The following is an 18,996-nucleotide window of genomic DNA, read 5'->3' as shown; positions in this document are numbered from 1 at the left end:
CCTAGCCGAGCTCTTTAAGCGCTTGCGCGCAGGTTCGTTTGCTCTTTTGCAGTAAACTGCCGCACTGTTTGGTCCCGTTTTAACGAAGTTGCTGGTTCGCAGCGCTCTTCATCCAGAACAAGCGCCGCCGCTTTCTCACCGATCGCAATCGTGGCGGCGTTGAGATTGGCAGTCACGATTTCCGGCATCACAGAGGCATCGGCCACCCGCAATTTGTTCACCCCTCGTACGCGCAGGTCGGGTGTCACAACAGTGCCGGGGCGATCATCCGAGCCCATCTTGCACGTCCCGCCGGGATGATAGGCAGTATTTACATTGTCTCTGAGCCAGGATTCGATCTGCGCGTCGGAAGTGCAGTCCGGACCTGGGAATATCTCTTTCGATAAAACGTTCTTGAAGGCCGGGGCTTCTGCAATACGCCTCATCAGCCTCACCGCATCTGTCAGAGCTCGAACGTCGTCTGGGTTTTCCAAATAGTTGAAAATAAGCGATGGGTTCTCGATCGGATTTCTGGATCTGATTTGGAAACGGCCTCGGCTCTTGGCCCGCTGTAGGGTCATGTGCACCTGGAATGCCGGGAAGGGGCGCGGCGTGAAACTATGCGGTTCAAAAGCTATCGGCAGCATCTCAAGCTTGATGTTTGGATAGTCTCTTGTGGGATCCGTCCTTAGATAGGCAGCGGCCTCAAACTGATTGCTGGCAGCGGGGCCTGTCTTGAACAAAAACCACTCAACACCGGTTTTGATGCGAGCTAACCCGCGTGTACTGCTCTGAATGCCCACGTTGCGGCTGGCTTTGAACTGAATGATGACGTCCGGATGATCCTGGAGGTTTTCGCCGACCTGCAGATCGGCAACCAACGGAATCCCCAGCTGTTCGATAAGGCCTTTCGGGCCTACACCAGAGCGCTGTAGGATTGCAGGAGACCCAAACGTACCGGCCGAAAGGATAATCTCCTGACCGGCCTCGGCCGTCAGGGGACGACCTTGCTGCGAGAAGATCACTGACTTCGCCGCGCTCCCCTCGAACACGATGCGGTCGACGATGCAACGTGTGAGGACAGTCAAATTCGGCCGGTTCCTTACCGGATCGAGATAAGCGCGCGCTGTGGACCAGCGACGTCCCCGATAAATAGTCTGTTCGTTTGGCGCGAAGCCTTCTTGCACTGTTCCGTTACTATCGCTCAGATATGCAAAACCGCTTTCGACACCCGCATTCATGAACGCCGCATTGACCTCGTCCGCGAACGGATTCGGAGCGCGTGTGTATTGCGGCCCTTCCTTGCCCCGGCCCGGCCCATGCTGGTTGACCGAGTGTTCGGATCGGGCGAAATACGGAAGTATCCCTTCGTAGTCCCACCCGATACAACCGTGCTGTGCGGCCCAGTTGTCGAAATCCAGTACGTTGCCGCGAGTATACGCCATTCCATTGATGGAGGAGGAGCCGCCTAGAAGGCGGCCCCGAGGATGATCGATGTGTCGTCCCTTTAGGCCTGGTTCCGGATTGGTCCGGAAGCCCCAGTTCTCATCGCAGGGGCCCATGAAGGCGTCGAGAGCCGCCGGCATGTCGACCCTCCACTTCTTGTGTGTGCCACCAGCTTCAATGAGAAGAACACTAGTGGAAGGGTTTGCTGAGAGTCGGTTTGCGAGTACGCAGCCGGCCGAACCACCGCCAACGATAATATAGTTGTAATGCATTTTGCGCACCGAACTCCTCCTGCCTATTCTAAACACGCCCACCGAGCGCGCCAATCAAGTCGACGTTGATTATGCGACTCCTCCGATGCAAAGGTACTTGACCTCGATGAAGTCTTCTATTCCATATTTCGAGCCTTCTCGGCCGAGCCCGGAAAGCTTGATGCCCCCAAACGGTGCTTCGGCGGTAGATATCAGGCCGGTATTGATGCCGACCATGCCATATTCGAGAGCTTCGGCGACCCGGAGGACGCGGGCCATGTCTCTGGCATAGAAATACGACGCCAGACCAAAATCCGTGGCATTTGCCAGCGCGATAACCTCGGCTTCGGTTGAAAAACGGAAGAGCGGGGCCAGCGGGCCGAATGTCTCTTCGTTGGTCACGACCATGTCGCGCGTAACATCGGTCAGGATGGTTGGTTCGTAAAACGTTCCACCGAGTGTGTGGGATTTGCCACCGACCAAAATGCTAGCGCCTTTTCCAACCGCGTCGTCGACATGTTCCTGAACCTTTTCCAGTGCAGCCTTGTCAATGAGCGGACCAAGGACCACGCCGTCGCCGAAGCCATCGCCGATCTTGAGCTTGGAGACCGCAGCCGCAAGCTTGTCGGCAAAGATATCGTATACATCGTCTTGAACGTAGATGCGGTTGGCGCACACGCAGGTTTGGCCATTGTTGCGGAATTTGGCAGCGATGCAGCCTTCAACGGCTGCATCCAAGTCAGCGTCTTCGAAGACGATGAAAGGCGCGTTTCCGCCGAGTTCGAGACCAAGTTTCTTGATGGTTTTTGCGCTCTGTTCATAAAGCTGAACGCCCACTTCGGTCGAGCCCGTGAACGTGATCTTTCGTACACTCGGGTTTGCGGTCAATTCTCCCCCGATTTCGGAAGCGGACCCGGTCAGTACGCTGAAGAGCCCTTTCGGAGCGCCGGCGCGCTCAGCCAAAACAGCCAGGGCAATTGCGGAAAATGGCGTTTGAGAGGCCGGCTTCAACACCACGGCACACCCCGCAGCGAACGCCGGTCCTGCCTTTCGGGTAATCATGGCATTAGGGAAGTTCCAGGGCGTAATGGCTGCCACGACGCCGATCGGCTGCTTAATCGCCAGAATGCGCTTGTCAGCCTGCGGAGCGGGAATTGTATCGCCGTAAACGCGCCGAGCCTCTTCCGAAAACCACTCGATGAAACTTGCGCCATAGGTGATTTCACCGATTGCCTCAGCGAGTGGTTTGCCCTGCTCGGCAGTCAAGATGCGGCCGAGATCGGTGCTATTGGCGACGATCAGATCGAACCAACGGCGTAGAAAGGCAGAACGTTCCTTTGCTGTCCTGGTGGCCCATTGTCTTTGGGCGACCTCAGCGGCCTTGATCGCGAGACGCGTTTCGGCGCCACCCAGGCGCGGGACATAGCCTATCGTCTCGCCGTTGGACGGGTTTGTCACCGGAATTCCGCTACCGTCGGCGTCAATCCATCCGCCGCCAACGAACGCGGCTTGCCTGAGCAGCGTCGGGTCATCAAGTTTCATTGGTTTCCTCGTGATCTTTGGGGAGCGTTCCGCCGGCAATGTCGCGTGGTCGCCGTGAAACACATGGCTGGCCGACACTACGGCCGTCTTGTCATATTGTCAACATTCATACGTTCGACCGGTCGGCGAGTTTGCCAATGGGTACAATCGACGCTACCTGGTTAGACAAGCCACAACCGCGGCATGATAAGCCGGGAGCGCTTCAACTCAACAATGAATGTTGACATTCGCCTTGTCGATAGTATGCAATTGCTCGATGCGAGGGGGGGCGGAGTGCTGCGCCTGTCTGCACCAGCGCCGTCAGGCCGTTTCGTCGGGATGTCGAGCCGTCAATGTTCATGTCAATCAACGACGATAGATACCAAACGGAGAAAGATCCCTGGAACTTTGCGGCACAGAATGGTGCCGGGGCTTACGAGCTTTTGCTCCCGGTTCTTTCGCACGCGCATAAGCATACCTGTCTCGCATCCACGCGCCTCTGTCTCGCTGGAACCGGAAGGTCGATATGACTGGACCACTTAGCGTGGGAACTTCGACACCGGAGCTCACAGTCAGTCACTGGGGAGTTCATCGCGTCGCGCGGGATGGTGCTGGCAATCCACGCCTCCAGGTTTGGGACGGTGATGCGAACCCCAGCATGATTGGTCTCGATCTTCTTTCGCCTGAAGTGCAGTCACTGCGGGTACAGCGGCCAGCGTTCCGCGAGAGTTGGCTTCGACATGGACCAGGCGCTCATCGGGCAGGGCGAGGAATTGAAAGGTTCGTCGAGGTCCCTTGGGACGAAGCATTTGATCTTGTCGCGGCCGAGCTCCGACGTGTGAAAAACGCGCACGAGAACCGCGCAATCTTTGGAGGCTCTTACGGCTGGGGAAGTGCGGGCCGATTTCACCACGCACAGAGCCAGATCCACCGGTTTCTGAATGTTATAGGTGGGTATGTGCGCGGCCGCGATTCATACAGTTTCGGCGCGGGATCTGTTATCATGCCGCATGTGGTCGCGCCGATGGAACAACTCCTCGAGCAGCATACGGATTGGACTACGCTGTCCAGCCATACAGAGCTTTTCGTGGCGTTCGGCGGTATTCCGCTACGCAACACGCAAATGACTGCAGGCGGTCCGAGCCGCCATCGAGTCCGCGATGCTCTCGATTTGATGAGATCGAGGCAAGTCCGGTTCGTCAACATCAGCCCGCTGAGGCAAGATATCGATGGTGCTTCGGACTGGATACCGATCCGCCCGAACACCGACGTCGCGCTTATGCTCGCGCTCATTCATGTCCTGCTGACTGAGAACCTGCACGATCGCGCCTTCCTCGCGCGGTTCTGCACCGGTGGGGAAGAAGTAAGGGCTTACGTCCTCGGAGAAAGCGACAGACTGCCCAAAACGCCGCACTGGGCATCGGCAATCACTGGCGTCCCGCCCGAAAAGATAGTCCAACTGGCGCGGGATATGGCTGCTTCGAAAACGATGATCAACGCGTCTTGGTCACTCCAACGGCAGAGCCACGGCGAGCAGGCATATTGGGCGCTGGTTACTCTGGCGTCTCATTTAGGCCAGATCGGTAACCCAGGAGGGGGCTTCGGTATCGGCTATGGGACGTTGAACTCAGTAGGGTCCAACGAGCTCCGCGTTGCAGGACCGAGGCTGCCGCAAGGCAGGAACCTCGTTGAGGAATTCATTCCGGTAGCACGGATCGCCGACATGCTTCTGACCCCGGGCGGACGATACGACTACAACGGCCGTAGCTACGTTTATCCGGACATCAAGCTGGTGTATTGGGCGGGTGGAAATCCGTTCCATCATCATCAAGATCTCAACCGGTTCATCTCGGCGTGGCAGCGGCCAGAAACAATCATCATCCACGAACAGTTCTGGACGAGTAGTGCTAAAGCGGCCGACATCGTATTGCCCGCAAGTATCACCCTGGAGCGCAATGACATCGGCTATGCTTCAGGCGAGGGGCATCTCGTCGCTATGCGGAAGGTGAAGGAACCCTTCGCGGAAGCGAAGAGCGACTTCGACATCTTCAACGGAATTGCTGAGAAAATGGGCGAGGGAGCTGCGTTTGCAGAGGGAAAGACTGCCGAGGATTGGCTCGTTCAAATTTATGAAGAGTTCCGGCAGCGCGCCGCCGATCAGGTTGAAGCACCAGACTTTAACACGTTCTGGGAAAGCGGGCGCCTTGAGCTTCCAGCACCAATCAAGCCTGGCATTTTATTGGAGAGTTTCAGAGCTGACCCAGAATTGAATCCACTGAACACTCCGTCGCAGCGGATAGAGCTTCATTCCAAGACGATCGAAAGCTTCGGATACGACGACTGTCCAGCTCAGGCAACATGGATTGAACCTGTGGAGTGGCTAGGCTCGGACAAGGCTGCTCGATATCCCCTGCATCTTTTGAGCCATGAGCCGCGCCGCCGCCTACACAGTCAGCTTGACCACTCTTCGCACAGCCGAGCTGGCAAAATCGCGGGGAGAGAGCCGATCCTCTTGAGTTCGTGTGATGCGCGGGCGCGCGGAATCTCGGAGGGGGACGTCGTGAGGGTATTCAATGACAGAGGCGCATGTCTTGCCGCGGCTCAAATCACCGACGATCTCCTGGAAGGGGTGGCTATCATCGCGACAGGGGCCTGGTTTGACCCACAAGAATGGGTGTCGACGAACAGTCTCGACAAGCATGGCAATCCGAACGCGGTGACACTGGACGTTGGCTCTTCGAAACTTTCTCAAGCCACTGTGGCTCAGTCCTGCCTCGTGGAGATCGAGCCGTTCGAGGGTGAACTACCTGCGGTTACCGCGTTCAACGGTCCGAAATTTGTCGAATAGGAACTTGTCCAGCAGCCGCAACCCAGCGACATGGCGATGCTCTCGCAGATCTGGGCTGTGTCGACCGGCGACAAAGAAAGGTAAGACCTTGGTCGAGTTCAAGGGATTGCCGCACCTCCCGTCCGGGCGGGCAAGCTTGACGATCCGCCGGGGCTACACGACCCGGTGGAATTTCATCAAATGATCAAACGGGGCACCTCGATCAGGTTCGACGCACTCCCAAGCCTGAAAACACCTCCCCGCTTACTCGGCAGTGGGTGAATTATCGTTAAGCCAGTTGCGAAAACGGCAAGCTCATCAATTACATGATTGGCCCGCGCTGAGATCAGCTCCGGGCCTAGCTCACTCGGTCCTTATACCGATAGTACGCCCCCACAAAGGGCAGAAACCAAGGCCATCCGAAGTAACCGGGAATTGCTGGCCAGGGGAGATCTTCGAATGGCTGGTACTGCGGCCGGCCCAGGACCTTCATCGCCAGGTGGCGACCCATATAGGTCGACAGCTGAGCCCCGTGACCGCTGTAACCCATGGCGTATGGCATGCCCCGATAGATGCCGCTACGAGGGAGACGGTCTGCAGTCATGTCGACCGCTCCGCCCCAGCAATAGTCGACTTGAACGTTCCCCAATTGGGGGAAGAACTCCCTGAGAGACTTGCTTAGGATCTCGCATGATCTCGCGTGACCCTGACCTGTATAGGCAGCGAATTTCGCGCGGCCACCGAAAAGCATGCGATTATCTGGAAGGATGCGGAAATAGTTGCCGATGTTGGCTGTCGTCGTAACGTTTCGACGGTTTGGCATCAAAAGGTTGATGACGGACATGTCTAGCGGTTCTGTTACGATGATAAAGCTTCCCACAGGCACGAGACGTCGCTTGAACCACGCAAAAGGGCCGATCCTGGACACACCCGTCGCAAGCACGACCTCGCGTGCCGTGACAGTTCCGCGCGGTGTTTGGACCCGATACCGATTGCCAAGACGTGTGATCTCGGTGACCGGGCTTTCCTCCCACACCTGACCGCCATGCCTGACCACTGCTTGGGCCAACCCTGCGGAATAACGGCCCATATGCATCTGTGCAGACTTTCTGTAAAGTAGACCACCACTGAACTTGTTTGTCTCAACTTCTGATCGGATCGTCTCCGGTCCCACGAGGGTGATCTCTGAATCCACGTCCTTGACCATCACCTCATATTGAGTTCGCAGACTCTCGAAGTGCGAAGGCTTGACCGCCGCCTTCAATTTACCGGAGCGCCTGAAATCACAATCAATGCCTTCTTCGTTGACTATAGTCTCGATCAAATCGACCGAGCGGTCATAGGCGTGATAAAGTGCGCAGGCGAGTTCCTGACCGTGTTTCTGCTTAGCCGCAAGATAGGACCCTCCAAGACCATTGTTCAAATGTCCGCCGTTCTGACCTGACGCCATGGCGCCGATGCGACCGGCGTCAACAACCACGACCCGCGTGCCGCTACGGGCAAGATGATAAGCACAGGACAAGCCTGTAAAGCCCGCGCCGACGATCAGAACATCAACGTCGCCGGAGATAGATGGCGGCGCGTTGAAGAGCGGCCTTGAAGGCTCGTCGAGCCAGTAAGAGACGGTTTTCATTTCATTTCCATTCAAGCCACACCAAGTCCTGGATCGCGGTTGCACGCTTTGAACCGTGGAGGATAGCGGCGGTTAGCCAAGCCGTTTCGTCAGCCTAAAAAGCGCGGCCGTACAACCGATGCTCTATTTGATGCGGCTGCCGCCGCTTGCGAGTTTGCGCTTGTCGACAACGTTCTCGAGTGGCTGCCCATTGCTCCAGCGTTCAAGGTTGGACACAAAGAGCTTGGCCGCTTGATCAGGGTAGTCATGGAGGTCCGAGGACATGTGGGGCGATACGATGACCTGGTCCATCTTCCAAAACGGATGGCCCTTCGGCAGTGGCTCGGTGACGAATACGTCAAGAGCGGCGGTGCCGACACGGCCCATGTTCAACGCGTCAACCAGAGCGTCTTCATCAACGAGGCCGCCCCGGCCAATGTTGATGAAGGTAGCACCCAGCTTCATCATCGAGAAGCGCTGCGCATCCATGAAGTTGCGGGTTTGCGCAGTCAGAGGCATGGCAAGTATCACAGCATCGGCAGTTGGGAGGATCTCGCCGAGTTTGTCTATCGAGTAGACCCGGCCAAACGTGTCGTCACGTTCCACATTGTTGCGGCCTACCACAATCAGGTTGTAGCCCACGGCCGATAGCATCTGATGAATTTCGCGGCCGATGGCTCCGGGTCCGACAATCACGATGGTCTGGCCTGATATGGAGTGGGTAGATCGAGACACCCATTTCTCGGCCTTCTGGTAGCGGTATGTCTTGTAGAATTCCTTGGTAATTGCGATCAGCAGGCCAAGCACATACTCGGCGATCGGACGTTCGAAAACTCCGCGCGTGTGGGTGACGACCACATTTGACGAGACGACCGCTTCCGTCAGAATAGCGTCGACCCCGATGCTTGCGGTGTGAATCCACTCAAGGTTCGTCCAAAGTGGATTATCACGGATCACTCGACTGGAAATATCCCAGAGAAAAAGCGCATTGGCGTCGGCGAGCGAAAGTTCGGCCTCCTTGTCATTTCCGACATATGCCACATCCGCGAAACGCGATGCATCCGCGAGGATTTCGGGTTTGACCTGGCCTGGTGGAATCAGAGCCACCACTTTTTTCTTATCCGCCATGCGAGCCCCCAAGGTACAGCAAAGACATAGAGGATCGTTGACACGCGAAACGTAGAATGTCAACATCTCTACAATTTCACCGCTTTCGGGAGGCCGCTGCTGCCGCCTTCAGGAGCGTACGCGAGAAAGGAAGATCGTGGCGATAAATGATAGTGCAACAGTGAACTGGGCGAAGAAAGCGGCTGAGCTTTCGCTGCGTACCGACGCCTTTATAGGTGGACGCGCGGTGGCTGCCGCCTCTGGGAGGCGGTTTGCGACCATCAACCCGACGACCGGCAAGCGTATTACTGAAGTTGCCGAATGCGACAGTGAGGACGTCAATAGGGCAGTTGCCGCGGCTCGGGCGGCCTTTGACAAAGGTGTTTGGTCCAGAATGGCACCAGACGACCGCAGAAAACGCATGATCAAATTCGCTGACCTCATCGAGGCTAATCTGGAGGAACTTGCGCTCCTGGACACGATTGACGCCGGAAAGCCGATATCGAGCGCAATCGTCATGGATGTTCCTAAGAGCGCCAGAACCATCCGCTGGTGCGGCGAGGCTATTGATAAGCTCTACGATGAAATCGCACCTACCGCACCGAATGCCCTTTCGTTGATCCGGCGCGAGCCGCTTGGCGTCGTTGCAGCTATCGTCCCCTGGAACTACCCTCTCTTCATGACCTCCTGGAAGATTGGGCCAATTCTTGCGGCTGGTAATTCGATTATCATCAAGCCCGCAGAACAGTCCCCGCTAAGTGCATTGAGGCTTGGAGAGCTAGCTATGGAGGCTGGCATCCCGGAAGGCGTTTTCAACGTCGTGCCGGGTTATGGCGAAACGGCTGGCCGCGCCCTGGGCCTCCACATGGATGTCGACGCGATCGCGTTTACGGGCTCCACCGAAGTTGGCAAGCTGTTTATGATCTACTCTGGGCAGTCGAACATGAAGCGTGTGACGCTTGAATGTGGGGGGAAATCGCCCCTCATCGTTCTCGCGGATGCACCTGATCTTGACGCCGCTGCCCGCTCGGCAGCTTGGGGTCTTTTCCACAATTCCGGCCAGTCCTGCGATGCTGCCGCGCGCCTCATCGTCGAGCGGTCGATCAAGGAAGAGTTTGTTGAACGCGTTATAAACGTGGCAGCCGCTTATAAAGTTGGTGATCCGTTGGACACAGAGACGGAGCTAGGCCCGATCATCAGCGATACGCAGATGAAGCGGATCCTGGGTTACATCGAGCAAGGCTCGGCAGAGGGCGCGACGCTTAAACTGGGAGGCAAACGAGTTGCCGGCTATGACGGCTACTTCCTTGAGCCGACCGTGTTCGACCACGTAACCAATGACATGACGATCGCAAAGGAGGAGATCTTCGGACCGGTGCTTTCCGTTCTTGAAGCGACAGACCTCGAGCACGGGATCAGGATCGCCAATGACACGGATTACGGTCTCGCATCGGGTATTTGGACTCGAGACATCAACAAGGCTATTGCTGCCTCCAAGGCCTTGGTCGCGGGCGTCGTCTCAGTCAACAACTATGCTGACGGCGATATCACCACACCCTTCGGCGGGTTCAAGCGCTCGGGCTTCGGTCGGGACAAGTCGTTGCATGCCATCGAGAAGTACAGCGACCTGAAGTCCACGTGGATCAAACTTCACGCCTGAGGCGCAACAGGCCACATAGCCGTCTCGATTGCGGCCACCGACCGGTGGCCGCGGCAAGCCCCTTCAAAGATCGCAAACTTCCAGCTGCACAACGTCGAGATTTTGCTGGACGGCGGAACTAAATTTTTGCATAATGTTGACATTCCTACCATTGGAGTGGGCGTGCCAATCTTGGAGGGTTTAGTGACACAAGTTACAGAGGGAGCGCCTGCTCCAATAGTTGCCGGGAAACTCTATGCCCTGGGTGCAACCGTCTCTCAGAGCGGAGACATTCATTGGGTTGCCAAGGGGCGAGAAGGAGATGCCGCTCTCAACGCATATCTCCTGACCGAAGGAAAGGAGGGGCTGTTGGTAGACACCAACTATCCGATCATCGAAGATGCACTTATCGGCCAGCTCAAGACTTTCGGGCTCAACGACCTGAAGATCGTTTTCACCCGCGCCGTCGAGTTTGACAGTATGGCGAACGCGGATGTGATCGTCGATAAATTTCCCGTAAGCGAAATTTGGTCTCACTTTGCGGCGTCTGACTGGGTCTACCTGCGTACTGAAGAGCCGCTTCCCGTGCCCAATTACGAGTCAAAGATGTTTGGGGCGGACGGCGAGATAACCCTGTCGCACGGACGAGTGCTTGAGACAATCAACGCCAAGCTGAAGCTGCTCAATGCAGCGTGGCTGTACGATGCAACAAGTCGGACGCTGTTCACCTCTGACGCTTTTTCTCACGTCATGGCGCCTGAGCCTGGCGTCCGTGTCGTGACGGAAGAAAACGACAACACGACCGCTGACGAGGTGACCGAGCACCTGCGGACAAAGTTTAAATGGATCGAAGGTGCCGACACAGAGCCGTTGCGTGAATTCGTACAGCAGACCTTTGACAAGTACGACATCGAGCACGTCGCGCCGACCATCGGCTGCGCGATTTCGGGGCGTGATTTGGTCATTCGCCACAGAGATTTTGTGATCGAGGCGCTTCGCAAACTCGACGGAAAGGAGAATTTGCATGGTTAAGTCTCACCATTGTGATCCTGCTGGCGTCGTCCAGCATCGCCTCCCACGCGAAATTGCAGAAGGTGTGCATTGGCTTGGCGATTGTTTTGTTTGGGAAACTCGCGCCGGTCTCGAGCATTCGTACTCGTCAGTCTATCTGGTGGCAGGGAAGGAACGGAGCATCCTCGTCGACACAGGCCATATCAAGGACTGGATCGTCGTCAGGGATCAAGTTGAAAGCCTGGTGGCAAAAGGTGTTCCCGCTCCGGAGTTCATCTTCCCGACGCACCCTGAGGTAACGCATTCAGGCAACCTCGGACGATGGCTCAACTATTATCCTGAGGCCCGCGGCATCGGGGACATGCGTGACATGCAGCTCATTTTCCCGAAGCATGTCGATCGTTTCTTGAACGTCAAGCAGGGCGACGAAATCGATCTGGGCGGACGAAAGTTCGTCTTCGTCGAAGCGGTCTTCCTTGATCTGGTGAATTCGCTCTGGGGCTACGACGAGCAAGAAAAGGTGCTATTTTCGTCTGATGGTCTTGGGTTCGGCCATTACCATGAGGCCGAACAATGCGGGAAATTCGCTGAAGAGATCCCGGATCTGCCAATTCCCGAGCTTACTGGGATTTTTCTGGAGTACGCGCTCTACTGGACCCGTCTCAAGAGCGCTGAGCCTGAGCTCGAGCGACTGCGCAAACTGATCGAAGAAGATTATCCGACCCGCATTATCGCGTCCGCTCATGGTAGTGTCGTAACTGATCCAAAGAAGACCATTCCCTTGGTCAAGGAAGGCCTTACTCGCATCTCCAAGATGACCGTTGAAGGCAGCGTGAGTTCGGCAAAAAATCCGTACGAACTGGAAGTTGCAAAGTAGGTGCGTCGTAACAGGCTTTGACTCCGCAGGTCGACGCCTGTGTGCCGTGTGCGGGGTGGACCGGGCTTAAAGCGAAGACCGCGCGGTGACGGGGCGCGCGGACAGGGCCCGTAGCTATCGGCAGGGAAATTCGACCAGGAAGGACTTGATGACAAACCGTGGAGACGCTTACGCGGAAGTCGCGGCGAAGACGTGGGACGACGATACCCGGGCATTTTTCTCGATTTCGGCCAGCAGGAACTATTTCCTTGCGGCTTCAAAAGGGCTTTCAACACCTCCAGATCCTCCCAAGACATTGAAGTTGGCGGAGCTCCTGCTGAGGCACTATGGCTTGAAAGGAGAAATCACGGCGCTATCGTCGGAGGCTGAATTCACCGCTCAAGTGGTAACCGGGGACGGGCAGAGCTTGATCCTGAAAACCTCGACGAGAGCCAAGGCACAAGACAGCTTTCGCTTTCAAGCATCCGTAATGGCCACCTTGCAGAACGCGGACACCTTTGTCGTCCCGACCGTCATACGCACGACTGAAGGCGGCTTGACGTTCGAGGAAGCGGATTTTTGCGGATATCTCCAAACGAAAATTCGAGGCAGACAACTACACAGTCTGGGTGCGAATGCCGATGAGTACTATCAAGCCGGTCGCGCGCTCGGGCACCTGGATCTTGCGCTTCGACCTCTCGATGTACCAGGGAAATATCGGCCGGTCCTATGGCACATCGGGTGCTGCTCACACCTGATACAGTTGCAGCAATATCTGCCTCCAGGGCCAATCGGTGAACATGTCGACTCCGCGATGAGCGACTTCTGCAAAATCGTCGAGCCGCAGTTGGCAATGGTCGAATGGCAGATAACCCACAATGACCCGAGCCCGCACAATGTGTTTTTCGCCGATAACAAGATAGCGTTCATCGACTTTGGAGATGGCACCTTTGGGCCTAGGATCCAGGATCTGGCGATCGCTGCCAGTCATTTGGTGACGGATTCAAACCGTACCCTGGGGGGAGCGGAAGATTTGATTGCTGGCTACACGTCCACATGTGACCTCTCAACATTGGAGAGAAGCCTATTGGTTCCACTCATGCGAGCACGGCAAAGCGCTCTCATTCTTGTGAACCACTGGAGAGCGCATCTCTTTCCAGCCGATGCGCAGTACATCAAGAAAAACGTCGCGCGGGCTGAGTGTGGTTTGAACATTCTCGCCGCTTTAGCTCCCGAGGAAGCTGAGACGTGCATTTTGGACGCCATTCGCGGCTACCATTGAAGCAGCAACTGCTGTGGCCATCGTGAACGCGGCTGCAAGCCGTTTCGTCGCCCTCTAACATAAGTTGAAGCCATGTCTACAGATCTAATGCCCAATCGCTACATACCGGGTGAGGCTGATGTCCCAGCGCGTGAGGCGGAACTGATTTCGCGACGTGAAAATGTGCTTGGGTCGTCTTACCGGCTCCAATACCGTCGGCCAGTGCATTTCGTAAGGGCCGAGGGAATGTGGCTGTATGATCCTGATGGCAAGGCCTATCTTGATTTTTACAACAACGTGCCGTCGCTAGGACACTGCCATCCCGAAGTTACCGCAGCCATCGCCGAACAGGCTAGTCGGCTGAACGCCAATACGCGTTATCTTGAGCCAAAGCTCGTCTCCTATGCCGAACGCCTTGTTGCAAATTTTCCGCAGGAACTCAACCGCGTGGTTTTCACATGCACCGGGAGCGAGTCCAACGACCTCGCTCTTCGTGTAGCTAGGTTGATCAGCAATAGTGAAGGCGTGATCGTTTCATCATATGCCTACCACGGCACTAGCGCTGCGATCGCTGCAATTTCGCCGAACCTGGGCGATGCCGTAAAGCTTAGCCCATTCGTAAGGATGGTCGCACTTCCCGGTCCAGAAGGCGTGCCAAGCTCTCAAGCAGCCGATTTCTTCGAGACGCAGGTTCGTGCGGCGATCACTGATCTGAAGCGCCGTGGCATCGGTGTGGCAGCACTGGTCATGGACAGCATTTTTTCAAGTGACGGAGTCTGGGTCGACCCACCAGGCTTTATCGCGGGAGGTGTGACAGCAGTAAGGGAAGCGGGCGGGCTGCTTATCGCCGATGAAGTCCAGCCGGGCTTCGGGCGTACAGGTGCTCATATGTGGGGTTTTGAGCGACACGGAATCGTGCCCGATTTGGTTACGCTTGGTAAGCCAATGGGTAACGGGTTTCCGATAGGAGCAGTCGTAGGGCGCCAAGTCCCCATGGAGCGCTTCGGTTCAACTGCTCGCTATGTCAATACGTTCGCTGGAAATACCGTGGGCATTGCGGCGGCGAATGCCGTACTGACGGTGCTCGAGCGGGACAATACACGTCACAACGCACTTGCAATGAGCAACCGCCTGCGAGAGGGCCTGGAAACGATCGCCGGGAGAACGTCTGTTATCCGAGGTATAAGAAACGCTGGGCTCTTTTTCGGGATCGATGTCGGCGCGGAAGAGAGCCCTGCAACTCGAAGGGCGGCCGCGCTCAAAATTGTCAATTTGCTCCGGGACGACGCTGTACTCATCAGCACCACCGGCGCGAACGAGGACACGCTGAAGGTTCGCCCCCCTTTGATTTGCGAACCGCAACACGTCGACCGCTTCCTTGGGTCTTTCGAGAACGCCCTGAACAAAGCGTATCATTAGCTCTTTTGATGCCCTTCCATAGCAGGACGGGCCCGGACTCGGTTGGAGAAATATGTCGTTGAAAACGCATTCTGTCGCACTCATTCCTGGAGATGGAATTGGCCCGGATGTCACAGAAGCGGCCTGGGCGGTCTTGGAGGCTGCCGCAAAAAATTATGGCTTTGCGCTCCACGCGACCGAGTTCCCTTGGTCCTGTGCCTTCTACAAGGCAACAGGTGCAATGATGCCGACGGATGGAATCGAAACCCTTCGCGGTTTCGATTCCATTTTGCTGGGCGCTGTCGGCTGGCCGGCAGAGGTGCCTGACTCGGTTTCATTGCATGGTTTGCTGCTCCCTATCCGTAAAGCGTTTGTGCAATATGCTAATGTCCGGCCGCATCGGCTTCTGCCTGGCGTTCAAGGACCCCTGCGATCAGGAAGTTTCGACATTCTCTGCATTCGCGAGAATACAGAAGGTGAATACTCCGGAGCCGGCGGCCGCGTTCATCAAGGCACGCCTGACGAGGTCGCCGTGGAAACTTCGATTTTCACTCGAAAGGGCGTTGAACGCATCCTACGTTTCGGGTTCGAACAGGCGCGTCGGCGCAGCGGTAAGCTCGCCTCCGTCACGAAGTCCAACGCCCAGAAATACTCGATGGTGTTCTGGGACGAGATCACTCATATGCTGGCTTTGGAATACCGCGACGTCCAAGTATCGACCTATCATATCGACGCGATGGCGGCGAGAATGGTAATGGCTCCCGAAATTCTCGATGTGGTTGTCGCTTCCAACCTGTTCGGCGACATTCTGACAGATCTCGGCGCAGCTATTCAGGGCGGATTGGGTTTCGCGGCCTCTGCAAACATTAACCCCGACCGAACGGCACCGTCGATGTTCGAACCTGTGCATGGCTCCGCCCCCGACATAGCACACCTCGGTAATGCCAACCCGATCGCAGCGATCTGGTCTGGCGCGATGATGCTGGAGCATCTCGGTGAATCGGATGCCGCCAGGAGCGTGATGACCGCGCTGGAGATGGCAACGGCTGCGGGCATCGGCACGGTTCCGGGGAAGGATAAGACACACGAAATCAAGACTGCGGTTCTCTCCCGCCTTGGCTGATTACGCTAATCTACGTCCGCCCTCGATAAGTTTGCGTGGCCTCCGCCATGAGGCTGCGCCAGTTCCATGCCGCTTCGGAGATGTTCGTCCAAAGCCTTCAAAACAATTGACTGACTGTCGCCTTCCAGCGCTTCCACCAGGGGCTCGTGCATGCTGGCCAGTTTGCCAAGGTCTGGAAAAATCGCAAACTCCTTCGTCATGCATATGTGTCTTTCCGCCGCTAATGTCGCGTATATGCGCGACAACCGTGGGCTTCCGGAAGCTTCGACAATCAACGTATGAAATTTGATGTCGTGGTTTGCCGCCGCCCGCCAATCTCCACTGCCTGCCGCTTTTTCCATGCCGTGGATAACCTTGCGAAGCTTTTCAAAAAGAGCAGCAGGCTTTGATGTGTGCACGATCAAAAAAGCCTCTCGCTCGACAGCGCGCCTTGCAGTGATCACGTCAAGTAAATCCGTGACACTTATATCGACAACGCAAACCCCTCGGTTAAGGGTGTTGATCAAAAGTCCTTCCTGGACGAGCCTCTGCAATGCTTCACGAACCGGTCCCCTGCTAACTCCCAACTGTTCGGAAATTTTGGCATCGTGCACCCGCTCTCCGGGGGCGAACTTCCCGGAAACTATCTGAGATCGGACTCTGTCGGCGATGATTTCGGGGGTAGGGCGCAGAGAGAGTGGTTCCATCACCATTGGTTCCTTTAGGGGCTAGCGGTGCGCACAGCCTCCGATTATCAGAATGTCAACTATCTTACTTGAGACGCAAATACTAGATTACTCGTATTGAGTCTGCAATCGGGACACTGCGGCCATGTTGTGGATCGGCGTGCGGCGGCCGGCGTTGATTTCACGATAGGAATCAATGCCATGGTCTATACATTGCGGTCTTCGACCCTCGTCACTCGCGTCTTTGTGTTGCACGACACCGGCGTTGACGCGCACTGCGACAAGGCGCAGCCGATCCACCATCGGTATTAGCAGCGCCTAGCGGACTTGCCGACGGCTGGCAAGCCTGTTCGGATCGTCGTTGGTGGCTCGGCGGTTCCACTGTGGCGCAGTGTTGTGCGGCCGTCGGATCTTCGCTAAGCGTTTCGACCGCGATGTTTTGTGCGCGCCGAACCGCCCAACTCGTTCAAATGCGACCTTGAGAACGCTAGCGCCGGACTTTCTCGAACCGAAGCGCGATCTATCCAGACTGGCAGTCGTTTTACTGTGGACACATTGACGTGCCCCAAGCCGGACTATTTGTCGCGATACTGAGTTGGTCGGTGCGGGGCGATGCCTTGCTCGGCTTTTTCGCGAATGTTGACATTTGTCTTGCCAGCAGTCACGGTGTCGACGAAAACTGATGTGCTCAACCCGTTTGAGACAGAGGCCCAAATGTCAGGCGGCGCCCCTTCGAGCAGAGACCTCCAGGCAGTTGCAGTTGCTCTAATTGTATGTTTCTTATTACTGATAGCAACAATGATATTTGGTTATCGCCTTGGCCTACTGAAAATGTAGCTTACCAGAGAAAGGAGATGGCATATATTATGCGCGCTCTTTGGCAACAATTCTGCCGCACAGTACTAGAAACGGTTGAAGACTTTTCGAATGAACACAGCCCGATTTCCTTGTCCTCGTGTGGTGTTGTATTCTTCGAGACAGGAACTGAAACCTTTAGGTCCGGCGCGACAAACAGGCCGACAATCAGGAAACAGCTTGCAGGTTCGCCACTGCACGATTCCAAACCCGCCGTTGCAATCGCGAGCAGGATCTTGGTGAATATCTGCCAGTTCCACGGAGTTAGCCGGGCGGCCTTGGAGGCCGGATCACATCGGCGGCTGATCCCATGGCGCACACGACAAAGGCTTTTTCGGTCGCAGGGTCGACAAGATCGCCGGTGGACGCCACGACGGTGCTTCTCGTCGAAGCCGGGCGCACAGGAAGTGGAAGGTCGACATGCCGGCAGCCATGGACACCCTCATGGGGCCTTGCTACGAGAATTGGGGCTTCTTGATCCGGAACCCGAGCTCAATGGATGACTTATCGAGCATCCTCAAGGCCGCCTTCTCAGCGGTTCCTCCTCAATCAACGGAATGGCGTACACTCGCGGCAACGTGCTCGACTTCGACAATTGGGCCGACCAGTACGGTTGCATTGTTGGGACGACCAAAGCATTCTGCCATATTTCGTTCGCGCCGAGCATTGGGTGAATCAGCCTGGCCCAGAGCGCGGCTCCCGTGTTCGCCCGCGATCGGAACCCTTTCGCGGATGAGCTCAATGCCGCGTTCATGAATGCCGGCGTCGAAATGGCTTTGCCAGCAACGCAACTGCGCAGGAAGGCTTCGCCGTGAATTCTCCACCGCATGAAGGCGGTGGCTTCAGGTTACGGCTTAAAGCCGGATCGGTCCGAGCCTAGGCGGACAGGGTGCCCCAACTCACGTCACGTTGAAGTTGTCGTCGGGCTCTGTCGGCGCCTGGTTCTTAATATACTCAGTCCACATTCTTGTCGGTAATGTTCCCTCTCGTCGCCGCCCAATAGCCTCTCGCCCACAGATGCTGGCCCCAGTAGCGCCTGCGCAATATCCCGAACGCTCAGCAGCTTATGCGACCTCCGCCCCTTCAAATGTTGCACCGCGCGCGATACCGACATGCACAGCGGGATCGACACTAGCATATGCACATGGTCTCGGTTAATCGACCCGGCATGCACGACCATTTCATGCGCTTGCGCTGTCTCGCGCAGCAACTCACCGCACCGATTTCCAACGTCCCGCCAAGCACCGCATGACGGTACTTCGTCACCCAACCAGGTGATACTTACAATCCCAGACCGTGTGGCTGTCGCGCTTGTACGCTTCCATCCTACCAATCTATATCGCAAATGGCCGCCCCCCTCCCTGCCGCCTAGCCCGTCCTATTCATGAGCCTTGTGGTTCGAGCGCCGCTGAGCATTGGGTCATGCAGGTGTGAGGCGTCTTTTT

At 56.3% G+C, this 18,996-nt stretch carries 13 protein-coding genes and 1 pseudogene; 8 read left to right on the top strand and 6 right to left on the bottom strand.

From position 1 onward, the window contains the following. Nucleotides 1-14: 14 nt before the first annotated feature. Nucleotides 15-1,697 carry a choline dehydrogenase gene (locus tag ACWGTI_RS30060; RefSeq protein WP_454590379.1) on the bottom strand — a complete coding sequence of 561 codons (1,683 nt, stop codon included), beginning with the start codon at nucleotides 1,695-1,697 and terminating at the stop codon, nucleotides 15-17. A 69-nt stretch (nucleotides 1,698-1,766) separates the two neighbouring features. Continuing rightward, the gene (locus tag ACWGTI_RS30055) at nucleotides 1,767-3,218 is read right to left on the bottom strand and encodes an NAD-dependent succinate-semialdehyde dehydrogenase (RefSeq protein ID WP_454590378.1); all 1,452 of its coding nucleotides are present in this window, start codon (nucleotides 3,216-3,218) and stop codon (nucleotides 1,767-1,769) included. Between the two features lie 637 nt (nucleotides 3,219-3,855). Between ACWGTI_RS30055 and ACWGTI_RS30050 the strand changes: the two genes are divergently transcribed. Beyond that, nucleotides 3,856-6,045, top strand: a complete 2,190-nt coding sequence (locus ACWGTI_RS30050; protein WP_454590377.1) for a molybdopterin-dependent oxidoreductase — start codon at nucleotides 3,856-3,858, stop codon at nucleotides 6,043-6,045. 337 nt (nucleotides 6,046-6,382) lie between these two features. On the opposite strand, the gene ACWGTI_RS30045 is transcribed toward ACWGTI_RS30050, so the two are convergent. Continuing rightward, nucleotides 6,383-7,657 (bottom strand): NAD(P)/FAD-dependent oxidoreductase, encoded by a 1,275-nt coding sequence (locus tag ACWGTI_RS30045; RefSeq protein WP_454578605.1) that lies wholly within the window; start codon nucleotides 7,655-7,657, stop codon nucleotides 6,383-6,385. A gap of 123 nt (nucleotides 7,658-7,780) precedes the next feature. Next, entirely contained in the window at nucleotides 7,781-8,764 is a 984-nt protein-coding gene (locus tag ACWGTI_RS30040) for a D-2-hydroxyacid dehydrogenase (protein ID WP_454578606.1), read from the bottom strand. Between the two features lie 142 nt (nucleotides 8,765-8,906). Between ACWGTI_RS30040 and ACWGTI_RS30035 the strand changes: the two genes are divergently transcribed. The 6 genes from ACWGTI_RS30035 (at nucleotide 8,907) to ACWGTI_RS30010 (ending at nucleotide 16,031) form a co-directional block, all read left to right on the top strand. Continuing rightward, nucleotides 8,907-10,403 carry an aldehyde dehydrogenase gene (locus ACWGTI_RS30035; protein WP_454590388.1) on the top strand — a complete coding sequence of 499 codons (1,497 nt, stop codon included), beginning with the start codon at nucleotides 8,907-8,909 and terminating at the stop codon, nucleotides 10,401-10,403. A gap of 183 nt (nucleotides 10,404-10,586) precedes the next feature. Further along, nucleotides 10,587-11,414 (top strand): hypothetical protein, encoded by an 828-nt coding sequence (locus ACWGTI_RS30030; RefSeq protein WP_454578608.1) that lies wholly within the window; start codon nucleotides 10,587-10,589, stop codon nucleotides 11,412-11,414. Then, nucleotides 11,407-12,270 (top strand): MBL fold metallo-hydrolase, encoded by an 864-nt coding sequence (locus ACWGTI_RS30025; protein WP_454578609.1) that lies wholly within the window; start codon nucleotides 11,407-11,409, stop codon nucleotides 12,268-12,270. Before ACWGTI_RS30030 ends, ACWGTI_RS30025 begins: the two co-directional genes overlap by 8 nt. 148 nt (nucleotides 12,271-12,418) lie before the next feature. Beyond that, entirely contained in the window at nucleotides 12,419-13,531 is a 1,113-nt protein-coding gene (locus ACWGTI_RS30020) for a phosphotransferase enzyme family protein (protein ID WP_454578610.1), read from the top strand. Between the two features lie 72 nt (nucleotides 13,532-13,603). Next, a complete protein-coding gene (locus ACWGTI_RS30015) occupies nucleotides 13,604-14,929 on the top strand; it encodes an aspartate aminotransferase family protein (protein WP_454590376.1) in 1,326 nt (441 codons plus the stop codon). 58 nt (nucleotides 14,930-14,987) lie between these two features. Continuing rightward, a complete protein-coding gene (locus ACWGTI_RS30010; protein ID WP_454590375.1) occupies nucleotides 14,988-16,031 on the top strand; it encodes a tartrate dehydrogenase in 1,044 nt (347 codons plus the stop codon). Nucleotides 16,032-16,036: 5 nt separating this feature from the next. Here the strand turns inward: ACWGTI_RS30010 and ACWGTI_RS30005 are convergent, their stop codons facing one another. Next, on the bottom strand, nucleotides 16,037-16,717 hold the full coding sequence (locus ACWGTI_RS30005; protein WP_454590387.1) for a GntR family transcriptional regulator: 681 nt from the start codon (nucleotides 16,715-16,717) through the stop codon (nucleotides 16,037-16,039). 1,340 nt (nucleotides 16,718-18,057) lie between these two features. Between ACWGTI_RS30005 and ACWGTI_RS30000 the strand changes: the two genes are divergently transcribed. After that, nucleotides 18,058-18,225, top strand: a complete 168-nt coding sequence (locus ACWGTI_RS30000) for a GMC family oxidoreductase N-terminal domain-containing protein (protein ID WP_454578614.1) — start codon at nucleotides 18,058-18,060, stop codon at nucleotides 18,223-18,225. A gap of 225 nt (nucleotides 18,226-18,450) precedes the next feature. On the opposite strand, the pseudogene tnpA reads toward ACWGTI_RS30000, so the two are convergent. Next, a pseudogene (gene tnpA, locus ACWGTI_RS29995) lies at nucleotides 18,451-18,876 on the bottom strand (IS200/IS605 family transposase). Between the last annotated feature and the right edge of the window lie 120 nt (nucleotides 18,877-18,996).

Source organism: Mesorhizobium sp. ArgA1 (assembly GCF_053714375.1).
This window is presented reverse-complemented; position numbering and strand designations above follow the sequence as displayed.